Origin of the sequence: Mesorhizobium sp. M1348 (assembly GCF_040317925.1) — a bacterium.
Taxonomy (GTDB): Bacteria; Pseudomonadota; Alphaproteobacteria; order Rhizobiales; family Rhizobiaceae; genus Mesorhizobium.
On the sequence record NZ_JAMYLH010000016.1, the window covers coordinates 113,347 to 131,871 of the forward strand.

Genomic DNA, 18,525 nt, shown 5'->3' on the forward strand with positions numbered 1-18,525 from the left:
TCAAGGCTCAGCAAGTGGAGCAGGAATGAAAAACCGTCTCAAGTCAGGCGCGACGCTTGCAGCCGCAGTGTTCGCGTCTGTTGTCGCAGGCAACGCTTGCGCCGGGACGATGCATATTTTCTGGAAGGATCTGCGCCCGGCGAGCCAGGCAGCCGCCGAAAGCGTCGGGCTGCCGATGATCGCGGCCGAAATGCCGGATCATGGCGAGACGCTGTCACTCAACTTGCAGGACAAGACCGTACAACTCGCGGGCTATGCACTGCCGGTCGATCGCGACGGCGATCTCGTCTATCAATTCCTGCTGGTGCCCTGGACGGGAGCCTGCAGCCATATGCCGACGCCGCCGCCCAACCAGATCGTCCTCGTTACGCCTGCCCAACCCTACCGGATGTCTGAGGCCTACCAGCCGGTTTCGGTAACCGGCGCATTGCAGCCCGGCATGGAGAAGAGTCAGCTTTTTATCCTTGACGGTGTAAGCGTCATCCAGTGGGGCTACACTGTGCGCAAGGCCGAGGTGGTCGACGTCGACACCGTGCCGGACACGATCACGCTGCCGGTCAACTCGCCCTGGACTTTCCTCAACAAAAAGAAGAACTAAGCAGAAAAATCTCAGGCAGCGTTGGCGCCAGACTCCTTGTCGAGCACCATGTAATCCAGCGGCATCTCGGTCGTGTATTTGATCTGCTCCATGGCGAAGGAAGACGACACGTCGCGGATCTCGATCTTGGCGATCAGCCGCTTGTAGAAGGCGTCGTAGGCGGCGATGTCGGGCACCACGACGCGCAAGAGATAGTCGACGTCGCCGCTCATGCGGTAGAATTCGACCACTTCGGGAAATTCCTGGATAACTTCCGAAAAGCGCCGCAGCCATTCATGGCTGTGCGAATTGGTGCGGATCGAGACGAACACGGTGACCCGCACATTGACCTTTTCATGATCGAGGATGGCGACACGCCGCTTGATGACGCCCTCTTCCTCGAGCTTCTGGATGCGCCGCCAGCACGGCGTCGTCGACAGGCCCACCTTCTTGGCGACGTCGGCGACTGCAAGCGTCGCATCCTCCTGAAGGAGGCGGAGGATTTTTCTATCGAGGCGGTCCATTGGGTGCTCCCCTGATGCAAGTCGTCCAAAGTGCGCAGCGGCCTTGGCACAACGACATGCATAAAAACAAGAATTTAACGCGCGTCCCCTCATGCGCGACGCGCTTCGAGGAATGGATTACCATATTCTCTCTTGCTCAAGCCTATTACAAGAAAGAAATTCTGTTGAATAGCGCAAAAGCGAGTGATTTCTTGCCGAATGCCTAGCCGAGGCGATAGCGGATTTCCGATCTCAGAAAGGGCAGCAAATCCATTTCAAACCATGGATTGCGCTTCAGCCAGCCGGTGTTGCGCCAGGACGGGTGCGGCAGCGGCAGGACTTTCGGGTCGGTCGCCGCCGCCCAGATGGCACGCCAATCCATGACCGTTTCCGTCAGCGAGGGACGGCGCGCCGCGCCCATATGCCAGCTTTGCGCGTAGATGCCGATCGTCAGCACCATATCGACTTGCGGCATCAGCGCCATCAGCGATGTGCGCCATGCCGGCGCACATTCGCGGCGCGGCGGCAGGTCGGCGCCCTTGGCGTCCTGACCTGGAAAGCAAAAGCCCATTGGCACGATGGCAAACTTGTCCGTGTCATAGAATTCCTCGCTGCCGACGCCTAGCCAGCTTCGCAGTCGGTCGCCGGAGGCGTCGGTGAACGGCATGCCTGACACGTGGACCTTGGTACCCGGCGCCTGGCTGGCAATCAGGATACGGGCGCTCGAAGATGGCCTGAGCACGGGCCGCGGTTGGTGCGGCAACGGCCTGCCGGCCGGCCTATCGACGCAGATGCGGCAGGCGCGTACCCTCGCCGCCAGGGCTTCCAGCTCTTCGCTCATTCGGAACTCATTGTCAGGCGGCTGCACTCGGCCGGCTGGAGATTTCTCGATACCAGCGCAGCACGTTGGTGCACTCTTCGGGTACCTTGATGCGAGCCGGCTTCATGAAGTCGATGGCGACCAGCCCGGTGACTTGATGCGAGCCGGCTTCATGAAGTCGATGGCGACCAGCCCGGTGATGTCGGCGATCGAATAGGCATCACCGGCGACGAATTCCCTGCCGGCGAGCTCAGTGTCCAGAAATCTCAGGAATTCGATCGCCTTCGGCTTGTTGGCCTCACCCCATTCGGGGATTTGCGGGATCTCCCATTCCCTCATTGCGGGGTGGATATGCCGGAACGCCGCGGCGACACAGCCGAACAGATTGAACTCCACACGCCTTTGCCACATCTCGACGATCGCCTTGCCGAGCGCGCCACGCCCGAACAAAGCCGGCTCGGGGTGCAGTTCCTCGAAGTAACGACAGATTGCGACGGATTCGGTGATGATGGTGCCATCGTCGAGCTCGAGCACCGGCAGACGCTTCAGCGGATTGCGCGAGCTGACCGGCTGCTCTTTGTGCTCCAGCGCGCCCATGTCGACCGGCACCAGCGGAACCTGAAGTCCCTTTTCGGCCAGAAAAATCCGAACCCGACGTGGATTGGGCGCCCGCCCGCCGTCGAACAGCTTCATCTCTATCCTCCTCGTCCGTCCCGACGAACTATAGGCACAGCTCACCAGAAGCGAAAAATTTCGCGCAAGGCATCGCCGATCGACGCCAAGGTGCCGTGCTTTCTTTCGACCATCTCGTGGCCGTGGCTCTCGCGCCAGTTCTTCGGCTCGTCGAAAGTTCCGGCCCAGATGCCGGCTTTGCCCGCGCGCGCAGCAGCTTCCTCGGTCTCGAAATCGCCAAAGGCGACCGCCCAGCCGGCCTCGACCTGCGCGCGGTTGAGATCCTTGCCGCCGACTTTGCAGTCGCCGAGCAGCCTGCCGTAGCGGTCGCGCTGCCAGCCGCTGCAGGAGACGGCTTTTCCGGCTATCAACCGCACCAGGGACTGCCGCGCGAGCTTGCCGCAGGGATAATCGGCACCGTCCTTGCGGCAGATCTGCGAATACTCCGGCGCGTCGATGCCACGCATGCGGATACGCTCGCTGGCGAGGGTGATGCTATCGCCGTCATTGACGATGGCCGCGCCCTCCGTCTTGCGCGTCTCCACCCGGTCGAGGCGCGCCGCCAGGAGGATCAGCAGGCCGAGCACGATGAGTGTCAGCCCATAGTCCATTAGTCGGCGCCACAGGCTTCGCGGACGCGGCGCATAGTATCGCCGGCGCGGCCATCGCGACCACGAACGGCTCATATGGCAAACCGTTGGTTAATCATTCGAACGTAGCTTAACGAATTGAAATTGCTGCCCGCGTAAATTGAAGACTTCATGCCCCTGCAACGCTCGACCACGGCGGACAAGTTTATTGTGGACCGCAGGAAACGCCATCGCAACAGCGATGTCGCGCGCGCGGTGCGCAAGACGCGCGACCGTCTTTCGCAGCAAGCCGGAAATCCCGACTTCGACCGCGAGCTTTTGAAACTCCACGCGCTTTCGATGACCGGCGGCGTGATCGTCATCCCGCTGCTCGTTCTGGCAACGGCCGCGGCAGGCTTGCTCGCGGGCATCGGCAAGGAGATCGGCGTCTGGGCGCTGTTCACATTCATCTGCTATACCATCGTTGCATTCATGGCCAGACGCGTCACTCAAGCGTCCGAGCTCAACCCGCTGGAAACGCATGGGGATTTCCTGATCGGCCATTTTCTTTGCGGGCTTGGCTGGGCCTGGTTCGCATGGCTCGGCTGCGAAACTTGCCAAATGGATCAGTTCCAGGTCGCCAAGGCGGTGGTGCTGCTGCTCGCCATGTCGGCAACCGCGATCCTGGCCTCGTCCCTGCGCGGTGCACTGTTGGCGACCTTCGCCCTCCCGGTCGCCATCTATGCTTATGCCAGTGCGAAATTATGGATGCCGGTCGAAGTGATCATGGCAGGCTTGCTGATCGCGTCGCTGCCTTTCTTCGCCTATGTAGCGCGCCAGCTCAACCGTTCCTCGCTGATGCTGCTGTCGTTCCGCTCCGAAAAGGATGCGCTGATCGCCGAACTGGAGACGGCGAAATCGATGTCGGACGAGGCACGGCGGCGGGCGGAAGACGCCAATCTGGCGAAATCGCGTTTCCTGGCCTCGATGAGCCACGAACTGCGCACACCGCTCAACGCCATTCTCGGCTTTTCCGAAGTGATGGCCAACGAGGTGCTCGGCCCGATGAGCAACCCGACCTATCGCGACTATGCCCGTGACGTGCACGACTCCGGGCAGCATCTGCTCGACCTGATCAACGAAATCCTCGATTTGTCGCGCATCGAAGCGGGCCGCTATCAGCTCAACGAGGAGCCGATGATGCTGCTCTCCGTCGTCGAGGATTGCTGCCACATGATGGAGCTGAAGGCGCGCAACAAGGACATCCGCATCGTCCAGGATTTCGAAAACGCGTTGCCGCGCTTGTTCGCCGACGAACGCGCGGTGCGGCAGATTGCGCTCAACCTCTTGTCCAATGCCATCAAGTTCACCGCCACCGGCGGCGAAATCCGCGTGCGAGTCGGCTGGACGGCGGGCGGCGGGCAATATCTCTCCGTCAAGGACAATGGGCCGGGCATACCGGAGGACGAGATTCCCATCGTGCTCTCGGCCTTCGGCCAGGGCTCGATCGCCATCAAGAGCGCCGAACAGGGCACCGGGCTAGGCCTGCCGATCGTGCAAGGCCTGCTGGCCATGCATGGCGGCGAATTCCAGCTCCATTCCAGGCTGCGCGAAGGCACCGAGGCGATCGCCATCTTCCCGCTGAGCCGGGTGATGGAGGAACTGCCGGCGCTGCCGACCAAGGCGGTTGCTTCGCGCCGGCGCTGAATGCCTAGCCGCGGACTGCTGCCGCCATGCCTGAACTGGTCAGCGCGGCCGCCTTGACCAGGCCGGCGGCAAGAGCCGCCCCTACCCCCTCGCCTTGACTGACGCCCAGATCGAGCAGCGGGCGAAGGCCGAGGCGCTCGGCGGCCTTGGCATGACCAGGCTCCGGCGACAGACTTGCAAGGAGACAATGATCGAGCGCGGCTGGGTTGGCGGTATGCAGGACACCAGCGGCCGCAGTTACCGCAAACCCATCGAGCAGCACCGGGATCTTCTGCATCCGCGCCGCCAGAATGGCGCCGCAGATCGCTGCGAATTCCCGTCCGCCGACCCGGCGCAGCGCTTCCAGCGGGTCCTTGAGGCTCGCGCCGTGAAACGCGATCGCGGCATCGACCACCTCCGCCTTGCGCCTCTGCATTGCCGCGTCGGCCCCCGATCCGGGGCCGATCCAGTCGGCGCCGGTGCCGCCGAACAGTGCCGCACACAGCGCCGCGGCAACAGTCGAATTGCCGACGCCGAGGTCGCCAAGGCAAAGCAGGTCGGTGCCGCCGGCAATCGCTTCCATGCCGAAGGCCATGGTGGCGGCGCAACCGCGCTCGTCCAGTGCCGCATCCTCGGTGATGTCGGCTGTCGGAATGTGCAGAGCCAGATCGAACACCTTCAAGCCGAGATCGTTGGCTATGCAGATCTGGTTGATCGCTGCACCGCCGGCGGCGCAGAGCTCGACTGCATTTGCCGTGGCGGCGGCGGGGCGCGGCGAAATGCCGTGGCGGGTGACGCCATGATTGCCGGCAAAGATCGCCACCAATGGCCGCGTCACCGCCGGCGGCGCGCGACCGCTCCAGCCGGCGAGCCAGGCGGCGATGTCCTCGATGCGGCCGAGCGAGCCTTCGGGCTTGTCTGCCTTGGCAAACAACTGGCGCACGCGGGTGTTGGCCGCCATATCTGCCGGCGGCAGGCTCACCAGGAGGTCGCGAAAATCGTCGAAAGGCAGCGCGCTGGTCATGTCGATGGCGATCGTCCGTGTGAATTGATGAGCGGCATAGCCGCCTTGGCCAGCCGGCACAACCTCAAGCCGGCACAACCTCCAGGCCCGGTACAACTTCGCGGTATTGACGCGAAAGCACCCGTTGGCGGCGCATCCCGGAGGGCTTGCATTGACTTTGTCGTTGCACCATGTGGAGGCTAGCCAAGGAAATCCTTATGACGGCCATTGAATCTCCGTGTATCCTGGTCTGCTCGATCGACATGAAAACCGGCTTCTGTTTCGGTTGCGGGCGCACGCGCGAGGAAATCGCCGCCTGGATCGATATGACCCCACAAACCCGCCGCAGCGTCATGGCCGAGCTGCCGGCAAGGCTGGAAACAGTCGAGCGACGCCCCCGCCGGGAAACCCGTCGCAGCCGCATGGCACGCGAACGCGACGCCCTCTCGTGAACCGGCCGCAGAGATGAACCGACTGTTGTGGATTCTGATCGTCGCGATCGGGGCGGGTGTACTCCTGCTCATGCTCAACGATTCCGCCGGCAGTACATTCGGCATTGAGAATTACGATTTCAGCCAGCTGATCTGGCTTGGCGCTTTAGCAGCACTCGTCGGCGCCGGCCTGCTCAGATCGGGCAGGCCGTTGGGCACTATGGCCCGCAGCCTTGGCGCCTGGGGTGCAATCGTACTGGCGCTGATCGCCGGCTATCAGTACCGCTATGAATTGCAGGATTTCGCCAGCCGCATCACCGCTGGCCTTGTTCCCGGCAGTCCGCTGGCGCTGGGCGTGGAAGAAGGCCATGCCACCGTCACCCTGGACAAGGCCGGCAGCGGCCATTTCGAAGCGCGCGTCACGATCAACGGCACGCCGATCCTGACGGTTGTCGACACCGGCGCAACCAGCACCGTGCTGACCGCCGAGGACGCGCTGGCGGTCGGGTTCAATTCGGCGGCTCTCCGCTTCACCATACCGATCTCTACCGCCAACGGCATGACACGCGCCGCCGCCGTAAGAACCGATGAACTGTCGATCGGCGGCATCGTGCGCAAGGACATGCCCATCATGATCGCCGCACCCGGCACGCTCGGCCAGAGCCTGCTCGGCATGAATTTCATCGGCTCGCTATCGGGCTTCGACGTACGCGGTGACCGCATGGTGTTGCGGGATTAAGTTTTTCCTCAGGCCGCCTCTGCGGTCCTGCCGAAATCGACCTCTGCGAAAGCCGCCTTGAGCACCTGCGGTCCGGCACCCTGCTTTGTCGCCTCGGTGGAGAGGATCTGCCGGTAGCGGCGCGCACCGGGCAGGCCGTGAAACAGCCCGACCATGTGCCGGGTGACATGCCCCAGCCGTCCACCCTTTTTGATATGGCGTGCGGCGTAATCCGCCATCGCATCGATCAGTGCGGCAAAATCGAACGGCTCAGCTGTGCCGCCGTAAAACGCGGCATCGATGCCGGTCAGTATCCCTGGCGTGTGATAGGCGGCGCGGCCGAGCATGGCGCCATCGACATGGTCGAGATGCGTCAGCGCCTCTGCGAGAGATTGAATGCCGCCGTTGATGCCGATGAATTTGTTTTTCTTTCTGGCTTTCAGCCGATAGACGCGGCCATAGTCGAGCGGTGGGATGTCGCGATTTTCCTTTGGGCTCAGTCCTTCCAGCCAGGCCTTGCGGGCGTGCACCCACAGCGCGTCTGCGCCGGCCGCGAAAACACCGTCGGCCAACGAATCGAGTGCCGGTTCCGGATCCTGCTCATCGACGCCGATGCGGCATTTGACGGTAACCGGTATTTTCACCGCCGCCTTCATCGCCGCGACGCAATCCGCGACGAGCACGGGCGCCTTCATCAGGCAGGCGCCGAAGGTGCCCGACTGGACGCGGTCGGACGGACAGCCGACATTGAGGTTGATTTCATCATAGCCGAAGGCTTCGCCGATGCGCGCCGCCGCGGCCAGCTTTCCCGGATCGGCGCCGCCGAGTTGCAGAGCCACCGGATGTTCGCTGTCGTCGAAGCCGAGCAGCCGCTCGCGTGCGCCGTGGATGACCGCCTCGGCCACCACCATCTCGGTGTAGAGCAGCGCCTCCCGCGTCAGCTGGCGATGGAAGAACCGGCAATGCCTATCCGTCCAATCCATCATCGGTGCCACGGCAACTTTGTGGCGTAACGTATTCATTTTACTATTTTCTCTGTCTCAGTCCGTCCGATACTCCGTTCGAATGACAGAGCAATTTGGCAAGAGATGCACACCCAACTAAAACCCGATATACGATTTTGCCGCCGCAACTGAAAGCAATTTGGTCACGTCACACACCTCGCTGCACGCACCAATTAGACGCCTGCCATGGAACGATGAACCGCGCCGGCGGCATACCAGTCAGCCAAGGCGAAGCGTGTTGCGGGCGATCTGCCACGCGGATTCGACGTGTCGCCGGGCTGCCGCCTCCGCCTCTTCCGGCTTGCGCGACCTGATGGCATCCATGATTTCGGTCATTTCGGCGATCGCCGGCTCGCGACGGTTCTCCGACGCGATCGTCATCGAGCGGAGCTGGTTGATGCGGACGTTCAGACCCGTCACGATTTCCCAGGCTATGCGCTTGTCGGCCGCCTCGAACAGCGTTTCGTAGAACTTGGTCGTCGCCCGCATCACCTCCACCGGCGCGCGGGACGCCCACGCGTCAAGCAAGTTCGTCAAGGCGGCATCGAGCGAAGCGATCTGCGCGTCGGTCGCCGATAGCGCGCAAGTCCGTGCGGCGATGCCCTCCAGCAGCGCCCGCAATTCGTAGATTTCGTCGGTGCGGCCGAGATCCGGCCTGGCCACGGCCGGCCCATGGCCCGGTATCATCTGCACCAGGCCTTCAGCCTCCAACTGCCGCAGAACCTCGCGCACGACGGAACGGCTCACCCCAAGCTGATCGCAAAGCGGCCGTTCGATCAGCCTTTCGCCGGGCTGGAAATAGAAGCCCATGATCGCCTCGCGCATGCGCTCCAGTGCCAGCGCCCTCAACGTCTTGGCCGAGCGGTCGATCCGCAGCGTATCGTCTGACATTTCTTCTCCGCCTCGCTTGGGCCGCCACAAAACAGATTCCGCAGCCGATTGACAAGGTCCTTGGCGCTCCATAGCATGGTATACCATAAGACGATATAGAGGTGACAGTGCTACATGGTGCCATCGCGACCGAGGATTTTATGAAACCGGCCATCCGAAAGACCGTCACCTATATCGAGAACACGCTTATCGAGGGCGGCAAGGCAGCGCCCAAACCATTGCGCCTGATCGGCGTTGCCGCGGTTCTGACGAATCCCTGGGCCGGCCGCGGTTTCATCGAGGATCTGTCCCCGGAGATCCGCGCCATTGCTCCCATCCTCGGCGAGATGCTGACCCGGGAGATCCTCGCCGTCGCCGGTTCCGGCGAGGCGATAGAAGGCTATGGCAAGGCCGCAATCTGCGGAACTTCGGGCGAGATCGAGCACGCATCGGCGCTGATCCATACGCTGCATTTCGGCAATCACTACCGTCGCGCGGTCGGCGCCAAGACCTATCTCGCCTTCACCAATCTGCGCGGCGGGCCGAATACGCCGATCATGATCCCGCTGATGGACAAGAACAACGAAGGCCGCCGCTCTCACTATCTGACCGTGCACTTCCAGATCGGTGACGCACCGGCGCCCGACGAGTTGGTGGTGGCGCTTGGCGCTTCGATCGGCGGCCGCCCGCACCATCGTATCGGCGACCGCTATCAGGATCTGAAAGAGGTCGGAGATCTGCATGGCTGATACCGCCGCCTCCGCATGGGTCCGGGACATGGCTCCCGATGGAACCGCCTTCATCCGCGCCGGCTCCGGCGCGCCGGTTCTGCTCATTCACGGCGTCGGCATGAACGCGACGATCTGGCACGACCAGATTGCATCGATGAAAGACCATTACGAGCTGATCTCCATCGACATGCTCGGCCACGGCGCTTCACCGCTGCCGCCGGAAGACGCCGCCCTGTCGGATTTCGCCGATCAGGCGCTGCGCCTGCTCGACCATCTTGGCCTTGCTTCGGTGTCGATCGTCGGCCATTCGATGGGCGCGCTGGTCGCCCTGGAAATCGCCCTTCGCGTGCCTTCGCGCATCCGCTCCGTCGTCTGCCTCAACGCGGTGTTCCGCCGCCCCCCAGCGCTGGCGCAGGCCGTGCGCGAACGTGCGGCAGCACTCGGCTCGCATGGCGATGCTTCGGCCGTCTCGGCAACGCTTGCCCGCTGGTTCGGCGACCCGCTGCCGGCGAGCCTTGCCGGCGCGGCCGCCACCGCTCGCGCCGCCCTTGAAAGCGTCGACCCCGAAGGCTACGCGCGCACCTATCGCCTTTTTGCCCATGCCGATGCCGAGCATGCCGATGCTCTCCCCCGCCTTGCCGCGCCGGCCCTGTTCATGACCGGGTCGCAGGACAGCAATTCGACGCCGGCCATGTCGGCGGCGATGGCGAGGCTCACGCCGCGCGGCCAATGCCTTGCCATCAGCGGAGAAAGGCACATGATGGCAATGGCTTCTCCTGAAAAAGTGACCAAACACATCACGGAATTTCTCGACACGGCAGGAGACGCCGGCGTGAAGCCGGAGACGGATACCGTCTTTGACAGCGGCGAATTCCGGCGCGCACTCGGCTCGTTCCTGACCGGCGTCACTATCGTCACAACGATCGGCGCGGAAGGCGAACCGCGCGGCTTCACCGCCAACTCGTTCACCTCGGTCTCGCTCGAGCCGCCGCTGGTGCTTGTCTGCATCGCCAAGAGGGCGCTGGGACACAGTGCTTTTTCGACATCGAGAGGTTTCGCCATCAACATCCTGTCGGAGAGCCAGAAGGCCCATTCCGGCATCTTCGCTTCCAAAGCAGCGGACAAGTTCGCGGCCGTGGCCTGGCAACCGGGCCGCACCGGCAATCCGCTGATTGACGGCTGCGTTGCGGTGTTCGATTGCGGCATGGAGCAGCTGGTCGATGCTGGCGATCACTCGATCCTCATCGGCCGCGTCCGCGACTTCAGCCACAACGGCGCCCAGCCCCTCGGCTATTGCAGAGGCACCTACGTCACGCCCGGCCTCAGCCAGGAGGCGCTGGCGGCAGCTCCCCCCGATACGGAGGTCGGCGCCATTCTCGAGAACGATGGCCGTGTGCTGTTCGTCGAAACGGCCGACGGGTTTCATGAATTGCCTGCCGGACGCGGACTGGGCACGCCAAACGATGCGCGCAGCCTCAAGGGGCGCCTTGCCGCCAGGGCCATAGACGCCCAGCTCGGCTTCCTGTTCGCGGTGTGGGACGATGCCGCCGAACCTTGGCGCACGCATGTTTATTATCGCGGAACGGTCGAGGGCCCCTATTCCGACGATCGCCAGATGCGGCTTGTCGACATCGAGCAGATCGCCGATCTGAACATCGCCGATCCCGCGGTTCGTTCGATGCTTGCCCGTTATGCGCGCGAGCGTGCGGAAGATGCATTCGGCGTCTATGTCGGCAACGAGGTCGAAGGCGAAGTCCGGCCGCTCGCCAAGCCCTCGCCTTCTCAAATTCCTCTTTCCGGCCGCGGGTGAAACCGATGAAGTTTTCGCTTTTCGTGCACATGGAGCGATCGGATCCGGCCAAGCCGCATTCCGAGCTTGTCGGCGAGCTGGAGGAGCTGGTTCTGCAGGCGGAAGAGGCAGGATTCGAGACTGCCTGGATCGGCGAGCATCACGGGATGGAATTCACCATCTCGCCGAACCCGTTCATCAACATCGCCTGGCTCGCCGCCAAAACCAGGCGCATCCGGCTCGGAACAGGAACCATCGTCGCGCCGTTCTGGCACCCGATCAAGCTTGCCGGCGAAGCAGCGATGGCCGACGTCATCACCGGCGGCCGTCTAGACATCGGCATTGCGCGCGGCGCCTACGCTTACGAATACCAGCGGCTTTTCCCAGGCCTCGAGGCCTGGGGTGCCGGCCAGCGTATGCGCGAGATGGTGCCGGCGATCCGCGGCCTGTGGGATGGCGATTTCGAACTCGCCGGCGAATTCTGGTCGTTTCCTTCAACCACCTCGTCGCCCAAACCGTTGCAAAAGCCTTATCCGCCGATCTGGGTGGCCGCACGCGATCCGAACTCGCACGACTTTGCGGTTTCCAGAAAATGCAACGTCCAGGTGACGCCGCTTGCCTCCGGCGATGGCGAAGTGGCCAGCCTGATGGAGCGTTTCAACGCGGCGTGCAATGCCCACCCCGACGTATCAAGGCCGGAGATCATGCTGCTGATGCATACTTTCGTTGCCGAGGACGCCGCGGAGGCTGACCGGCTCGCGCAGGATCTGTCGCAGTTCTACTGCCAGTTCGGCGCCTGGTTCCAGAACAAGAAGCCGGTGCACCAGGGCATAATGGAAGCGCTGACCGAGGACGAGATCGTGGCGTTGCCGCAATATGCGCCAGACAAGATCAGGCAGAACCTTGTCATTGGCGAAGCCGACGAGGTGATCGCCAGGCTGAAAGCCTACGAAGCGCTCGGCTACGATCAGTATTCGATCTGGATCGACAGCGGCCTTTCCCATCGGCGCAAGAAGAAATCGCTGCAGCTCTTCATCGACAGGGTGATGCCGGCCTTTTCCGAGCCGAAAGTTGGATTGCGATGAGCACCACTCAATTCAGGAACTATATAGACGGCAGCTTCGTCGAAGTGGCGGCGACCTTCGACAGCATCGATCCCTCGACGGGCGCGCCATGGGCGACGATGCCCGCTGCATCGTCTGATGATGTCGACCGCGCCGTTGAAGCCGCTCACCGGGCGCTGCGCTCCGCCCCGTGGGCAGCCATGACGGCAACGGCACGCGGCAAGCTTCTGGTGCGGCTCGGCGATCTGGTGGTCGCCAATGCCGACCGGCTGGCTGAACTCGAGACGCGCGACACCGGCAAGATCATCCGCGAGACCCGCGCCCAGATCGCCTATGTCGGCGACTATTACCGCTATTATGGCGGGCTGGCCGACAAGCACGAGGGCTCGTTTGTCCCCATCGACAAGGCCGACATGGAAGTGACCATCCGGCCGGAGCCAATTGGCGTCGTCGCCGCCATTGTGCCGTGGAATTCGCAGCTCTTCCTGTCCGCCGTCAAGCTCGGGCCGGCGCTGGCGGCCGGCTGCACCATCGTTCTGAAAGCATCGGAAGACGGCCCTGCCCCGTTGCTGGCCTTCGCCGAACTCGTCCATGAGGCGGGATTTCCCGCCGGGACCGTCAACATCCTGACCGGCTTCGGCCACGATTGCGGTCACCGGCTGACCAGTCATCCACTCGTCGCCCGCGTCGCCTTCACCGGCGGTCCCTCGACCGCTCGGCAGATCGTCAGGAATACGGCGGAAAACCTCGCCTTCACGACGCTCGAGCTCGGCGGCAAAAGCCCGGTCGTGGTGTTCGCCGATGCCGATCTGGACAGCGCCGCCAACGCGGTCGTTGCCGGCATCTTCGCTGCCACCGGCCAGAGCTGCGTCGCCGGCTCGCGGCTGCTGGTCCAGCGCTCCGTGAAGGACGAATTCCTCGCCCGGCTCAAGCGCAAGGCCGAGGCGATCAGGATTGGCGATCCGCAGGATCCCGCGATCGAAATGGGACCGCTCGCCACCTCGCGCCAGCGCGAATGGATAGAGAAGATCATTGCTGAAAGCTTGGCCGCGGGCGGGCAACTGGTCACCGGCGGCATCCGCCCCGCGGGCATGTCGGACGGCTTCTATTACGCGCCGACGATTATCGACGCGCCTGATCAGACCCTTGCCTGCGTGCGCGAAGAGCTCTTCGGCCCGGTGCTATGTGTGCTAGCCTTCGACAGCGAAGCTGAAGCGCTTTCGCTCGCCAACGAGACTAAGTTCGGCCTGGCGTCCGGCGTGTTCACCACCAATCTGGCAAAAGCCCACCGCATGGCGCGCGGCATCCATGCCGGCGTGGTCTGGATCAACACCTATCGGGCGGTCTCGCCGCTGGTTCCGTTTGGCGGCTACGGCCAATCCGGGCTCGGCCGCGAGGGCGGCCTCGATGCGATCCGCGACTACACGCGTTCGAAATCGGTGTGGATACGCACCTCCGACGACCCGATTCCCGATCCTTTTGTCATGCGGTAGCCGCCGCTGGCCGGAGATGCGCGATCAAGGCGAAAACGACCGATCGCGAACAGACAACAACGAAAACAACAGAGGAGAACGACATGAAACTGATCATCACCGGCATCCTTGCCGGATTTATTGCAACGACAGTTCTGGCAACGACGGCCGCAAAGGCCGAGGACATGGTGTTCACCAGCTGGGGCGGGACGACCCAGGAAGCGCAGACCAAATCCTGGGCCGAGCCGTTCACCGCTGCATCCGGCATCAAGGTCATGCAGGACGGCCCGACCGACTACGGCAAGCTGAAGGCGATGGTAGACAGCGGCAGTGTCAACTGGGACGTCGTCGACGTCGAGATGGATTTCGCCATCAAGGCGGCCAAGGACGGTCTGCTGGAGCCGATCGACTTCAAGACCGTGCCGAAGGCCGACCTCGATCCGCGCTTCACCACCGATCACGCCGTCGGCAGTTTCTACTATTCGTTCGTGCTCGCCTGGAACAAGGGCGCCGTTTCGGGTGAACCGGCCGGCTGGGCCGACATGTTCGACCTGCAGAAATTCCCGGGCAAGCGGACCTTCTACAAATGGTCGGCGCCCGGTGTCATCGAGATCGCGCTGCTGGCCGATGGTGTTCCGGCGGACAAGCTCTATCCGCTGGATCTCGATCGCGCTTTCAAGAAACTCGACACCATCAAGTCGGACATCGTCTGGTGGGGCGGCGGGGCGGAGTCGCAGCAATTGATCGCATCCGGCGAAGCAACGTTCGGCCAGCTGTGGAACGGCCGCGTCTTCGCACTGGACAAGGATGGCGCCGATGTCGGTGTCTCCTGGAACCAGAACCTGACCGCAGCCGACGTTCTGGTGGTACCGAAGGGTGCCAAGAACAAGGATACGGCGATGAAATTCCTCGCTGCGGCGAGCGGCCCCGCTGGCCAGGCCAAATTTGCCGAAGCCAGCGGTTATGCGCCGATCAACACCAAGGCCAAGGCAGAGATGCCGGCCGATGCCGTGAAATCGCTGCCGGACGCTCATGTCGACGGACAGATCAATCTCGACATGAACTACTGGGCCGCCAATCGCGACACCATCGCCGCGCGCTGGTATGCCTGGCAGGCGAAATAAGCCCGCCCTTGAACCGCAATGGACGAGACGGTTCGCGCCGTCTCGTCCCGTAGCCGGGTCGCTGTCATGTCGGTCGAAACACGCCGGAACTTTGGAACGGTGCGGGTGCCGGCAGGTCTCAATGGCCTGCTGCCGGCCCTGATTCTGATTATGCTGTTCTTCGTCGTCCCCGTGCTGGCGCTGCTTTTGCGCAGTGTCACGGAGCCCGAGCCAGGCTTGCAGAACTATGCTGCCCTGCTTGGTGACGGCACCTATGCGCGGGTGTTCTTCAACACATTCCTGGTCGCGGCGTTGGTCACCATCGTCACGGTCCTTGTCGCCTTTCCGGTCGCCTGGATGCTGGCGATCATGCCTTCGGGACTGGCCTCGATCATCTTCGGCATCATCATTCTGTCGATGTGGACGAACCTGCTCACCCGCACCTATGCCTGGATGGTGCTCCTGCAGCGTACCGGCGTCATCAACCGGACGCTGATGACCATCGGCGTCATCGACCAGCCGCTGCCGCTCATCAACAATCTCACCGGCGTCACCATCGGCATGGTCTATATCATGCTGCCCTTCATGATCCTGCCGCTGGTCGGCACGTTACGGGCGATCGATCCGATGACGCTGCGTGCGGCGTCGCTGTGCGGCGCAAGCCCTTTCCAGGCGTTCCGCCGCATCCTCCTGCCGCTGTCGCTGCCCGGCGTCGCCGCCGGTGGCCTGATGGTCTTCGTCATGTCGCTCGGCTACTTCGTCACGCCGGCACTGCTCGGCGGCACGTCGAACATGATGCTTGCCGAAATGATCGCGCAGATGGTCCAGTCGCTGCTCAACTGGGGGCTCGGCAGCGCCGCAGCCTTCATCCTGCTTGTCGTCACCATGGCTCTCTACGCGCTGCAGCTGCGCCTTGTCGGTGCCAGGCGCATTAGCGGAGGCATCTGAGATGCTGCTCGACTATGACCGCATGGGTGGACTGCGGGTTGCCCTGCTCGGCTTCACCGCGCTGGTCGCCGGCTTTCTTCTGTTGCCGGTGGTCTTCATCGTCCTGCTCTCCTTCGGCTCGTCGCGCTGGCTGGCCTTTCCGCCGCCCGGCTGGACGCTCAAATGGTACCAGGAGCTTTTTGCCGATCCGGCCTGGCTCGACGCCGCGCTGACCAGCGCTCGGATCGCCACCATGACGGCGATCCTGGCAGTGGCGATCGGCCAGCTCGCCTCCTTTGCTCTGGTTCGCGGACGATTTGCCGGACGTGAGATCCTGCGCGGCCTGCTGCTGACGCCGATGGTCCTGCCCGTCGTCGTCTTCGCCATCGCCATCTACGCCTTCTTCCTTCGCCTCGGCCTCGGCGGTACCACCATCGGCTTCGTCATCGCCCACACCGTGTTGGCGCTGCCCTTCGCCATCATCCCGATCGCCGCGGCGCTCGAAGGGTTCGACAAGTCGATCGAGGACGCGGCAATCGTCTGCGGGGCAAGCCCGCTCGAGGCCAGGCTCAGGATCACCTTGCCGTCGATCCGGATCGGCATCTTCTCCGCCGCGATCTTTTCCTTCCTCGCGTCGTGGGACGAAGTCGTGGTGGCGATCTTCATGGCCAGCCCCAGCTTGCAAACCTTGCCCGTCAAGATCTGGGGCAGTCTGCGGTCGGACCTCAGTCCGGTGATCGCCGCCGCCTCCAGCCTGCTGGTCGGGCTGACGCTTGCCCTGATGGTGATGACGGCGCTGCTGCAGCGAAAGTTCCGGACATGACCCACCCTTTCCTCTCCATCCGCAATCTGCGCAAGGCGTTCGGGGCGATCGTCGCCGTGCACGACGTCACGCTGGACATTCCCAGGGGCGAGTTCCTGACCTTCCTCGGGCCCTCCGGTTCGGGAAAATCGACGACGCTCTACGCGATCGCCGGCTTTCAGGACCCGACTTCCGGCGATGTCTTGCTGGAAGGAAAATCACTGCTTGCAGTGCCTTCGCACAAGCGCAACATCGGCATGGTCTTCCAGCGCTACACGCTGTTTCCGCATCTGACGGTGGCCGAAAACGTCGCTTTTCCGCTGCGGGTTCGCCGCCGGCCGGACGCCGAGGTGAAGAAAAAGGTCGCCGACATGCTGGCCCTGGTGCGGCTCGAAAGCTTTGCCGGGCGCTTACCCGGCGCGCTGTCGGGCGGCCAGCAGCAGCGCGTCGCGCTGGCCCGGGCGCTGGCCTACGATCCTCCGATCCTTTTGATGGACGAGCCATTGTCGGCGCTCGACAAGAAGCTGCGCGAGGAAATCCAGGGCGAAATCCGCCGCATCCATCGCCAGACCGGCGTCACCATTCTCTACGTCACCCACGATCAGGAAGAGGCGCTGCATCTGTCGGACCGGATCGCCCTGTTCAAGGATGGCCGCATCGAGCAGACCGGCACCGGCGAGGATCTCTATCTCAGGCCGGCGACCGACTTCGTCGCCGGCTTCATCGGCAATTCGAATTTCCTCGCCGCCGAACATCTCGACACCACCAACGGCACGACAACGATCCGCATGACAGACGGTTCGGTCATATCCGGAGTGAGGCCCAACGGCACGTTCGGCAAAGGCCAGAAGACCAGGCTGATGATCCGGCCCGAAGCCTTTAGCATGGAGCGGAGCCCGGCGTGCGCGGAGCTGAATGTCGAGATCGTCGATATCGCATTTTACGGCGAGCGCCGGCGGATCGTCGCGCGCACCCCCGCTGGACAGGAGGTTGACATCAGGCCGACCTCCGCCGCCATGCAATCGCAGGGTGTGTCGCCCTGCAGCCGGCAGGTCTTTTTCGATCCGGCGGCGGCGTTCCTGTTTCCGGCTTGACTAAGCCGCGGTGGATCGCCGCCATCCAACGCTTCGCAGCGATGGAGGCGTGCTTAGGACAAGTTGTGGTTCGGTCCATCATCAGCTTCGTCGGCAAGCGCGTAACGTGTTCGACACTACCGGCGGCTGATTGGATGGCGGGGGGCAGCTCCTCTGTCCATTGACAGTCGTCATGCTCGGTTGGAAGATGAAGAAGGTCAGCGGCGATAGCCATACGGGAAGGCAATGGTCCAACCGCCAGATACCGGACACCATCCTGGCAGCGTCGTCGCGGTCATCGTCATTTGTTTGATCATCGTTGCTTTGTTCTTCATAGGCTTCAGATACTCAAGGCCGGGCCAGGGTACTCTCGTTATTCCTGGCGGTACGCAGCAGCAACCGTAAATCCGACCCCCTGGCGCTGATGCGGAGCGGTTCTCAGCCTGCCAAAGTGCCCCTGCGGGACTGGGGGACGCCGCAGAAAGGTCCGGTGCTTCGCAGCCGGTCTTTTGCATCCGCCGCGGCATTCCTTTCCCACCCAAACAACCAGCCTGGCCGGTGTGAGGTCGATCATACTTGGAGACGACGAGCCCTTCATCCACCAGGTACTAGGTCGTGAACCCATAAATGGGAATGAGGGAGATGGGTGAAAAGCGATCGTTGCGTCGTTTGACAGATCGCGCATATTGTCGAGGAATGACTGAACTCGCA

At 63.0% G+C, this 18,525-nt stretch carries 17 protein-coding genes and 2 pseudogenes; 12 read left to right on the top strand and 7 right to left on the bottom strand.

The window, feature by feature from the left end:
• The first annotated feature begins 25 nt into the window (after positions 1 to 25).
• Positions 26 to 598, top strand: a complete 573-nt coding sequence (locus tag NKH13_RS23805) for a DUF3299 domain-containing protein (RefSeq protein ID WP_352719446.1) — start codon at positions 26 to 28, stop codon at positions 596 to 598.
• Between the two features lie 11 nt (positions 599 to 609).
• Here the strand turns inward: NKH13_RS23805 and NKH13_RS23810 are convergent, their stop codons facing one another.
• The 4 genes and pseudogenes from NKH13_RS23810 to NKH13_RS23825 all read right to left on the bottom strand — a co-directional run bounded on the left by NKH13_RS23810 (position 610) and on the right by NKH13_RS23825 (position 3,258).
• On the bottom strand, positions 610 to 1,101 hold the full coding sequence (locus NKH13_RS23810) for an Lrp/AsnC family transcriptional regulator (protein ID WP_006333679.1): 492 nt from the start codon (positions 1,099 to 1,101) through the stop codon (positions 610 to 612).
• A 202-nt stretch (positions 1,102 to 1,303) separates the two neighbouring features.
• Positions 1,304 to 1,995, bottom strand: a pseudogene (locus NKH13_RS23815) (uracil-DNA glycosylase family protein).
• Positions 1,935 to 2,593 (bottom strand): annotated as a pseudogene (locus tag NKH13_RS23820) (glutathione S-transferase). Before NKH13_RS23820 ends, NKH13_RS23815 begins: the two co-directional pseudogenes overlap by 61 nt.
• 41 nt (positions 2,594 to 2,634) lie before the next feature.
• Entirely contained in the window at positions 2,635 to 3,258 is a 624-nt protein-coding gene (locus tag NKH13_RS23825; protein WP_352719445.1) for a thermonuclease family protein, read from the bottom strand.
• 75 nt (positions 3,259 to 3,333) lie between these two features.
• Between NKH13_RS23825 and NKH13_RS23830 the strand changes: the two genes are divergently transcribed.
• The gene (locus NKH13_RS23830) at positions 3,334 to 4,848 is read left to right on the top strand and encodes a sensor histidine kinase (RefSeq protein WP_352914732.1); all 1,515 of its coding nucleotides are present in this window, start codon (positions 3,334 to 3,336) and stop codon (positions 4,846 to 4,848) included.
• Positions 4,849 to 4,852: 4 nt separating this feature from the next.
• Here NKH13_RS23830 and NKH13_RS23835 read toward each other — a convergent pair whose 3' ends face one another.
• Positions 4,853 to 5,851, bottom strand: coding sequence for a nicotinate-nucleotide--dimethylbenzimidazole phosphoribosyltransferase (locus NKH13_RS23835; protein ID WP_352719524.1), 999 nt, complete (start codon positions 5,849 to 5,851; stop codon positions 4,853 to 4,855).
• 197 nt (positions 5,852 to 6,048) lie between these two features.
• Here NKH13_RS23835 and NKH13_RS23840 point away from each other — a divergent pair, with 197 nt between their 5' ends.
• Together NKH13_RS23840 and NKH13_RS23845 are read left to right on the top strand one after the other, a co-directional pair.
• Complete coding sequence (locus tag NKH13_RS23840; RefSeq protein WP_031193575.1) at positions 6,049 to 6,282, top strand: DUF1289 domain-containing protein; 234 nt, start codon at positions 6,049 to 6,051, stop codon at positions 6,280 to 6,282.
• 13 nt (positions 6,283 to 6,295) lie between these two features.
• Positions 6,296 to 7,000 (top strand): TIGR02281 family clan AA aspartic protease, encoded by a 705-nt coding sequence (locus NKH13_RS23845; protein WP_352719443.1) that lies wholly within the window; start codon positions 6,296 to 6,298, stop codon positions 6,998 to 7,000.
• 8 nt (positions 7,001 to 7,008) lie between these two features.
• Here the strand turns inward: NKH13_RS23845 and dusA are convergent, their stop codons facing one another.
• Both dusA and NKH13_RS23855 read right to left on the bottom strand, forming a co-directional pair.
• Entirely contained in the window at positions 7,009 to 8,001 is a 993-nt protein-coding gene (gene dusA / locus NKH13_RS23850) for a tRNA dihydrouridine(20/20a) synthase DusA (RefSeq protein WP_352719442.1), read from the bottom strand.
• A 201-nt stretch (positions 8,002 to 8,202) separates the two neighbouring features.
• Complete coding sequence (locus NKH13_RS23855) at positions 8,203 to 8,874, bottom strand: GntR family transcriptional regulator (protein ID WP_352719441.1); 672 nt, start codon at positions 8,872 to 8,874, stop codon at positions 8,203 to 8,205.
• Positions 8,875 to 9,014: 140 nt separating this feature from the next.
• Here NKH13_RS23855 and NKH13_RS23860 point away from each other — a divergent pair, with 140 nt between their 5' ends.
• The 8 genes from NKH13_RS23860 (at position 9,015) to NKH13_RS23895 (ending at position 17,835) form a co-directional block, all read left to right on the top strand.
• Positions 9,015 to 9,602 (top strand): amino acid synthesis family protein, encoded by a 588-nt coding sequence (locus NKH13_RS23860; protein ID WP_352914733.1) that lies wholly within the window; start codon positions 9,015 to 9,017, stop codon positions 9,600 to 9,602.
• Positions 9,595 to 11,394: an alpha/beta fold hydrolase gene (locus NKH13_RS23865; protein ID WP_352719439.1), complete on the top strand. Its 1,800-nt coding sequence runs from the start codon at positions 9,595 to 9,597 to the stop codon at positions 11,392 to 11,394. The genes NKH13_RS23860 and NKH13_RS23865 overlap by 8 nt, the downstream gene beginning before the upstream one ends.
• Positions 11,395 to 11,399: 5 nt before the next feature.
• Positions 11,400 to 12,458 carry an LLM class flavin-dependent oxidoreductase gene (locus NKH13_RS23870; RefSeq protein WP_352914735.1) on the top strand — a complete coding sequence of 353 codons (1,059 nt, stop codon included), beginning with the start codon at positions 11,400 to 11,402 and terminating at the stop codon, positions 12,456 to 12,458.
• Entirely contained in the window at positions 12,455 to 13,930 is a 1,476-nt protein-coding gene (locus NKH13_RS23875) for an aldehyde dehydrogenase (protein WP_352719437.1), read from the top strand. The genes NKH13_RS23870 and NKH13_RS23875 overlap by 4 nt, the downstream gene beginning before the upstream one ends.
• A gap of 83 nt (positions 13,931 to 14,013) precedes the next feature.
• Positions 14,014 to 15,033: an ABC transporter substrate-binding protein gene (locus NKH13_RS23880; RefSeq protein WP_352719435.1), complete on the top strand. Its 1,020-nt coding sequence runs from the start codon at positions 14,014 to 14,016 to the stop codon at positions 15,031 to 15,033.
• Positions 15,034 to 15,099: 66 nt separating this feature from the next.
• Positions 15,100 to 15,960, top strand: coding sequence for an ABC transporter permease (locus tag NKH13_RS23885; protein ID WP_502908356.1), 861 nt, complete (start codon positions 15,100 to 15,102; stop codon positions 15,958 to 15,960).
• 1 nt (position 15,961) lies between these two features.
• Positions 15,962 to 16,762: an ABC transporter permease gene (locus tag NKH13_RS23890; RefSeq protein WP_352719434.1), complete on the top strand. Its 801-nt coding sequence runs from the start codon at positions 15,962 to 15,964 to the stop codon at positions 16,760 to 16,762.
• Complete coding sequence (locus NKH13_RS23895; protein ID WP_352719433.1) at positions 16,759 to 17,835, top strand: ABC transporter ATP-binding protein; 1,077 nt, start codon at positions 16,759 to 16,761, stop codon at positions 17,833 to 17,835. Before NKH13_RS23890 ends, NKH13_RS23895 begins: the two co-directional genes overlap by 4 nt.
• Positions 17,836 to 18,525 lie beyond the last annotated feature (690 nt).

Bases quoted from the DNA above. Each gene is read 5' to 3' on its own strand.
- dusA (WP_352719442.1), bottom strand. From the start codon at position 8,001: ATGAATACGTTACGCCACAAAGTTGCCGTGGCACCGATGATGGATTGG.
- NKH13_RS23880 (WP_352719435.1), top strand. From the start codon at position 14,014: ATGAAACTGATCATCACCGGCATCCTTGCCGGATTTATTGCAACGACA.
- NKH13_RS23840 (WP_031193575.1), top strand. From the start codon at position 6,049: ATGACGGCCATTGAATCTCCGTGTATCCTGGTCTGCTCGATCGACATG.
- NKH13_RS23895 (WP_352719433.1), top strand. From the start codon at position 16,759: ATGACCCACCCTTTCCTCTCCATCCGCAATCTGCGCAAGGCGTTCGGG.
- NKH13_RS23830 (WP_352914732.1), top strand. From the start codon at position 3,334: ATGCCCCTGCAACGCTCGACCACGGCGGACAAGTTTATTGTGGACCGC.
- NKH13_RS23875 (WP_352719437.1), top strand. From the start codon at position 12,455: ATGAGCACCACTCAATTCAGGAACTATATAGACGGCAGCTTCGTCGAA.
- NKH13_RS23805 (WP_352719446.1), top strand. From the start codon at position 26: ATGAAAAACCGTCTCAAGTCAGGCGCGACGCTTGCAGCCGCAGTGTTC.
- NKH13_RS23855 (WP_352719441.1), bottom strand. From the start codon at position 8,874: ATGTCAGACGATACGCTGCGGATCGACCGCTCGGCCAAGACGTTGAGG.
- NKH13_RS23885 (WP_502908356.1), top strand. From the start codon at position 15,100: ATGTCGGTCGAAACACGCCGGAACTTTGGAACGGTGCGGGTGCCGGCA.
- NKH13_RS23865 (WP_352719439.1), top strand. From the start codon at position 9,595: ATGGCTGATACCGCCGCCTCCGCATGGGTCCGGGACATGGCTCCCGAT.
- NKH13_RS23860 (WP_352914733.1), top strand. From the start codon at position 9,015: ATGAAACCGGCCATCCGAAAGACCGTCACCTATATCGAGAACACGCTT.
- NKH13_RS23890 (WP_352719434.1), top strand. From the start codon at position 15,962: ATGCTGCTCGACTATGACCGCATGGGTGGACTGCGGGTTGCCCTGCTC.
- NKH13_RS23825 (WP_352719445.1), bottom strand. From the start codon at position 3,258: ATGAGCCGTTCGTGGTCGCGATGGCCGCGCCGGCGATACTATGCGCCG.
- NKH13_RS23810 (WP_006333679.1), bottom strand. From the start codon at position 1,101: ATGGACCGCCTCGATAGAAAAATCCTCCGCCTCCTTCAGGAGGATGCG.
- NKH13_RS23845 (WP_352719443.1), top strand. From the start codon at position 6,296: ATGAACCGACTGTTGTGGATTCTGATCGTCGCGATCGGGGCGGGTGTA.
- NKH13_RS23870 (WP_352914735.1), top strand. From the start codon at position 11,400: ATGAAGTTTTCGCTTTTCGTGCACATGGAGCGATCGGATCCGGCCAAG.
- NKH13_RS23835 (WP_352719524.1), bottom strand. From the start codon at position 5,851: ATGACCAGCGCGCTGCCTTTCGACGATTTTCGCGACCTCCTGGTGAGC.